Here is a 5,583-nt window from a genome sequence, read left to right on the forward strand (position 1 = left end):
AACAATCGCCTCGTGCCGCCAGTACCGGTACTCATCCACCACATTGCGGCGGTCGCCTTCACGCAGCAGCTCCGGGTCCCAGTGATCCCCCTCCGGCCAGGGGCCCTCCCATGGGCCGACGCCGACTTCGCGCTGCTCGTTCACCCCAGTGTGGTCAGCAGGCGCAGTGTGGTCAGCAGGCGCAGTGCGGTCAGCCGACGCGCTGCGGTCGGCAGGCTCTGCAGAGTCAGTCATCGAGGCCGAGGGAGAATCCGGCTTCCAGGTCAACACTGGAGTAGGTGCGGAAGGCCGCCATCGTCTCGGTGTCGTGGATGGTGGCGACTTTGGCGATCTTGCCGGGGATCAGGTCAGCCAAATCCTCGAAGTCAGCTGCTTTGACCATGGCCACCAGGTCCCATTTGCCGGTGACTGAGTAGACAGCCTCGACCTCAGGGATATTGGCGATTTCTTGGGCTGCCTCGGGAATTCCGTGCGGGTCTGTTTTGATCAGGACGAAGACTGTGGCCATGGCGTCATTATGCCACCGGCGCCTACGCCGTACCCCAGCAATGGCACTTAGCTCAGACCCTCTAGTGCGTTGAGGCCCAGGAAGAGACCCACCAGGAAGAGGATGAGGGCCACCGTTCCGCTGGCGTGCCGACTCAGGAACTGCTCCAGCTTCTGCAGCGGCCCCTGCAGCAGACGCCCGGCCAGCACCCGGCCGGTCAGCAGCACCAGCGCGGGGGTGATCATCACCGCACAGTAATAGAGAATGAGCCCGGCCGCGCGCCTCCTCCCGGCGTCGTTTCCTCTCATTGCCCTCCTTGGTCATGGGGTCATCCCAGTGTCCGAGCCGGTCTGCGCCTGCTGCCGGAGACTGCAGAGGGAGTGGAGGTGGTCGGTGAGGCTGCCGATGGCGCCACAGCGGTGCAGCAGACCCGCAGGCTGTGCCCAGATGTGGTGCTGATGGACGCCCGGATGCCCGGGATTGATGGGATCGAAGCGACCCGACAGATCACCCGCGAACTGCAGGCAGAAGTCCTTATGCTCACCACCTTCGACTTGGACGAGGTGGTCTTCGGTGCGCTGCGCGCCGGCGCCTCCGGGTTCCTGCTGAAGTCCGCTGAACCGGGGCAGCTGATCGATGCGATCCGCAGGGTGGCTGCCGGCGACGGTGAAGACACACGTCTCCAGCATTCTGGCTAAGCAGCACCTGACCTCGCGGATGCAGGCGGCGATCCTCGCACGGGAAGCCGGTCTGGCGTAGTCCTGCTGGTCTAGCAGCTCGGCTGACTAAGCGCGTTCAAGCTTCGGGACGCTGAAGGCCAGTGCCGCTACCGCCAGCACAGCAACTCCGGCCAGCAGCAGGTACATCGCCTCATAGCTGCCCATCAGCTCCGCCAGAGCCGCACCCACCGCCGGTGCCACGGCAATGGCCAGCATCACCGGGGCATTGAAGACCCCGGATAGTCGCCCATAGGCCCGTGGACCCCACCGGTCAGTCACCGCGGTGGCCTTCAGCAGCGTGGAGATTCCGCGCGCCACACCGGCGACCATGGAAATCGCGATGAGCCACACCGCATTGGTCCAGTTCAGCGCCAGCGCCGCAGTGCTCACCGCCACCAGCAGGTAGATCCACAGGGTCCGGGACCGCACGCTCATCCCGCGTTCCATCGCCCAGTAGAAGAGCCTGCCCACGACCTGCCCCAGTCCCCCGAGCCCCAGGACCCAGGCGGCCAGCGTCGGAGACACCCCGCGGTCAATGAGCATCGGCACCAGATTGATCATTGCCGCGAACATCGCCAGTCCACCCAGCGTCAGTCCTACGGTCATCAGCAGATATGCGGGGGTGCGCATCACGCCTCGGGCGTACTCACGCTCAGAATCGACGACGACGCCGCCCTCAGCCGGACCCGCCACGTCGTCCCCATCAGCCGGAAGCGGAGCCTCATAGTCATTGCTCGGCCAGGGCCGGCGCAGCACCACCGCGTGGATGGGGATCGCCAGCACACCGAGCACCACAGCCAACACCGTGTAGACCTCCCGCCAGCTCAACGCGGAGGCCAGGGCATCGGTCAGCGGGGCAAAAACTGTGGAGGCTAACCCTCCGATGAGAGTGATGACGGTGAGTGCGAAAACCCTCCGGTGGCCGTACCACCGGGTCACCGCGGCGAAGGCTGGCGGATACAGCGTCCCCGCCATGGATACACCGGCCAGCAGCCAGCCGCAGAGGAATAGCCAGAAGGTCGGCGCCCAGGCGATCAGCAGCAGTGCGACCACCCCCAGCACTGAGCCTGCAGTCATCACCAGGCGCGGACCGCGGTAGTCCAGCACTTTCCCCAGTGGGATTCCTAGCAGCGCCGACACCACAAGCCCCGCCGAATAGGCCACTGTGACGGAGGTCGGGCTCCATCCGGTATCAGCAGATATCGGTGCCGAAAGCACCGGAAAGGCGTAGTAGAGAATTCCCCAGGCAAGAATCTGGGTGATGCACAGCCCGGTGAGCACCATCGGGAGGGCCGTCAGTGGCACCGGGCGTTCATCGTTCACCCAAACAGCCTACTGATACTTCGTACCCGAAGCGGTCTCTTAACCTGGAGAAGGCGCCGTATTTCCCTGCGGGCTGCCAGCGCTGTGCCGACCCCGACTCCTGCCGCGGTACAGCCAGCCCAGAGTCAGCGCCGACACCGGCAGCGCCAGGGCCGCGGCGGTGAGCATCCCGGGCATATAGCTGGCGCTGACCATACTGAAGGCAAGATGGCTCAGCGCATGGAGCAGCATCACCACTGCCACAGTAGCTAGCGCCGGGGTGCTCCATTCCGGGCGCTGACGCACTGCTATCCAGGTGACGAGAACGCCGAGAACGCTCAGCGCCGCGACGGCGACGACAAAAGCAGCTGGATCATTGAGCAGCGGACCGGGGATCAGCTGATGCTGCTGATTCCAGCCCGGCAGGTCACTGATCAGTTCCTCAGCGTTGTGCACCAGCACTGTGGCAAGCAGCGCCAACCAGAGCAGCTCCCGCGCCTGCAGCCCCATGGTCAAGCCTCAGTCCGTCAGTCCAGACCCAGGTCTGACTTGGAGTAGGCGTAAAGGTATGGAACCCCTGCTTCCTGCTCAATGCGTTCACGGGCACCGGTGTCTCGGTCCACGATCACGGCCACCGCCTGAATGTCCCCTCCGGCGGCGCGGACAGCTTCCACTGCGGTCAGTGCTGACCCTCCGGTGGTTGAGGTGTCCTCCAGAATCACCACTTTGCGGCCTTCCACACTGGGACCCTCCACCTGACGGCCCATGCCGTAGGTCTTGGCAGCCTTACGGACCACAAAGGAATCAATGCCGCGTCCCTGCTGGGCAGCAGCATGCAGCAGAGCCGTTCCCACCGGGTCTGCACCCATGGTCAGCCCACCGGCTGAGACGAAGTCCAGCTCGGCGTCGTCGAGCATCCGCAGCATGACCCGACCTACCAGCGGGGCGGCCTCATGGTGGAGGGTGATACGGCGAAGATCAATGTAGTAATCAGCCTCCTTGCCGCTGGAGAGAGTCACGCGGCCACGGACCACCGCAAGCTGGTCGATGAGCTCCTGGAGCCGGCTGCGGTCAACGGATGGGTCTGTGGCGGAGGCAGTCATCATGAGCACCATCCTAGAGCCAATCGCGTGCCCTCCAGCCGAGGTCCAGGGAACTTTCACCTTTCGGAAACACTGCGCTGACTAGACTCTGGTTCATGCGTGAACTCCAGAAAGCCATTGTCGAAGAGATGGGCGTCAAGCCTGAGATCGATCCGGAGCAGGAGGTCACGCGTCGCGTGGACTTCCTCGCTGATTACCTCAAGGCCACCGGGGCCAAGGGATTGGTCCTGGGCATCTCCGGGGGTGTGGATTCTTCTTTGGCGGGTAAGTTGTGCCAGCTGGCGGTGGAACAACTGCGCGCCGAAGGTCTGGACGCGACATTCCACGCCATGCGGCTTCCCCACGGGATCCAGCATGATGAGGATGACGCCAAGCGCGCCGTCGAGTTCATCGCCCCTGATCAGACCCACACCTTTAATATCGAGAAGGCTGTCACGGGTGTGGATGTGGCATTCAACGAGAGTTTCGGCCGCAATCTGCTGGATTACCACCGCGGAAATGTGAAGGCGCGCCTGCGGATGATCGCCCAGTACGCTGTGGCCGGCGAACAGCAGGCCCTGGTGGTGGGCACCGACCATGCCGCTGAGTCTATGACGGGCTTCTTCACTAAGTACGGCGACGGCGGCGCTGATGTTCTGCCGCTCTACACGCTCAACAAGCGGCAGGTCCGCGTTCTGCTGAAGCATCTGGGAGCTGATGAGCGGCTGTGGATGAAGCCTCCCACCGCGGATCTTCTGGATGAGACCCCAGGTCAGCTGGATGAGACTGAGCTGGGCATCACCTACGATCACATCGATGATTACCTGGAAGGCCGCGAGATTCCCGCGGCAGAGGCAGAGAAGCTGGAGAAGCGATACTTGGCCACTCGCCACAAGCGCACGGTCCCGGTGAGTATCGCGGATCAGTGGTGGCGCTCCTGAGCGGTGCACCTTAAGCGGGCTACCGACCCCTTCAAGGTGCTCACGCTGATACGGTGGTCGGCGTGAGAATCGCGACCTGGAATGTGAATTCAATGCGGGCCCGGGCCGACCGGGTGGAGGAGTTTCTGGAGCGCCAGGACATTGATGTCCTGACCATTCAGGAGACCAAATGCAAGGATGAGAACTTCCCCTGGGAAGTTTTCGAGAACAACGGATACGACGTCGCCCACTTCGGCTTCAACCAGTGGAATGGAGTGGCGATTGCCTCCCGGGTTGGGATGAAGGATGTGGAACGCACATTCCCCAACCAGCCTCCCTTCGGCAAGGGCGGCAAGAACCCGGTCCAGGAAGCACGCGCTATTGGTGCCACCTGTGACGGGGTCCGCATCTGGAGCCTCTACGTGCCTAACGGCCGTACCCGCGAGGATGAGCATATGGTCTATAAGCTCGCGTGGCTGCGTCAGCTGCGCGAGCACGCTTCAGCCTGGCTGCAGGAGAATCCGCAGGCGCAGATCGCTTTGACCGGGGACTGGAACATCGCCCCGAAGGATGATGATGTCTGGGACATCGACTTCTTCGAGCGCCATCAGATGACCCACGTGACCGAGCCTGAGCGAGCAGCTTTCCAGGAGTTCCTCGACGCCGGCTACGCAGATGTGGTGCGCCCGCACGCCCCAGGGCCCGGTGTCTACACCTACTGGGACTACACGCAGCTTCGTTTTCCGAAGAAAGAGGGCATGCGCATTGATTTTGTGCTGGCTTCTCCGAAGCTGGCCGAGCGGGTCGAACACGCCTTCATCGACCGCGAAGAGCGCAAGGGCAAGGGAGCCTCTGACCACGCCCCGGTCATTGTCGACCTGGCCTGAGCGGTCCAGGACCGACTACACCGTGCTAGTAGCCGGGGCCGTGCGATTCGGCATAGGGCTATGAATGCGGCATAAGGCTATAGCCCTATGCGGGATGAGCCAGAATCACAGACTGGTCGCCGGATCTGGCGATGAGATCCACAGGCTGCGGAGCTTCCTGACTCGCCGGGCTCTACACGTATGTGT

Annotated in this window: 8 protein-coding genes and 1 pseudogene; 3 read left to right on the plus strand and 6 right to left on the minus strand. The window is 63.3% G+C overall.

Features of this window, described 5'->3' with window-relative positions; all coding sequences use genetic code 11:
• From TX78_RS14420 to TX78_RS13800, 3 genes and pseudogenes are all read right to left on the minus strand, one after another.
• Positions 1-234 (minus strand): annotated as a pseudogene (locus TX78_RS14420) (rRNA methyltransferase); the annotation flags it as partial.
• The gene (locus TX78_RS10575; RefSeq protein WP_044496121.1) at positions 227-508 is read right to left on the minus strand and encodes an Lrp/AsnC family transcriptional regulator; all 282 of its coding nucleotides are present in this window, start codon (positions 506-508) and stop codon (positions 227-229) included. The gene TX78_RS10575 and the pseudogene TX78_RS14420, both read right to left, overlap by 8 nt.
• A 47-nt stretch (positions 509-555) precedes the next feature.
• On the minus strand, positions 556-795 hold the full coding sequence (locus TX78_RS13800; RefSeq protein ID WP_147640474.1) for a GAP family protein: 240 nt from the start codon (positions 793-795) through the stop codon (positions 556-558).
• Here TX78_RS13800 and TX78_RS10580 point away from each other — a divergent pair.
• A complete protein-coding gene (locus TX78_RS10580) occupies positions 745-1,185 on the plus strand; it encodes a response regulator (RefSeq protein WP_199765280.1) in 441 nt (146 codons plus the stop codon). The genes TX78_RS13800 and TX78_RS10580 overlap by 51 nt on opposite strands.
• A gap of 87 nt (positions 1,186-1,272) precedes the next feature.
• On the opposite strand, the gene TX78_RS10585 is transcribed toward TX78_RS10580, so the two are convergent.
• From TX78_RS10585 to pyrE, 3 genes are read right to left on the minus strand one after another with little or no spacing between them, the layout of a single operon-like run.
• Positions 1,273-2,529, minus strand: coding sequence for an MFS transporter (locus TX78_RS10585; protein WP_199765277.1), 1,257 nt, complete (start codon positions 2,527-2,529; stop codon positions 1,273-1,275).
• Positions 2,530-2,568: 39 nt separating this feature from the next.
• Positions 2,569-3,018: an HXXEE domain-containing protein gene (locus tag TX78_RS10590; RefSeq protein ID WP_044496122.1), complete on the minus strand. Its 450-nt coding sequence runs from the start codon at positions 3,016-3,018 to the stop codon at positions 2,569-2,571.
• Between the two features lie 17 nt (positions 3,019-3,035).
• Positions 3,036-3,611, minus strand: coding sequence for an orotate phosphoribosyltransferase (pyrE, locus tag TX78_RS10595; RefSeq protein WP_044496173.1), 576 nt, complete (start codon positions 3,609-3,611; stop codon positions 3,036-3,038).
• Between the two features lie 95 nt (positions 3,612-3,706).
• Here pyrE and nadE point away from each other — a divergent pair, with 95 nt between their 5' ends.
• Entirely contained in the window at positions 3,707-4,531 is an 825-nt protein-coding gene (gene nadE / locus TX78_RS10600) for an ammonia-dependent NAD(+) synthetase (RefSeq protein WP_044496123.1), read from the plus strand.
• A gap of 62 nt (positions 4,532-4,593) precedes the next feature.
• Positions 4,594-5,397 (plus strand): exodeoxyribonuclease III, encoded by an 804-nt coding sequence (locus TX78_RS10605; protein ID WP_044496174.1) that lies wholly within the window; start codon positions 4,594-4,596, stop codon positions 5,395-5,397.
• Positions 5,398-5,583: the final 186 nt, after the last annotated feature.

Source organism: Nesterenkonia massiliensis (assembly GCF_000455245.1).
GTDB lineage: Bacteria > Actinomycetota > Actinomycetes > Actinomycetales > Micrococcaceae > Nesterenkonia > Nesterenkonia rhizosphaerae.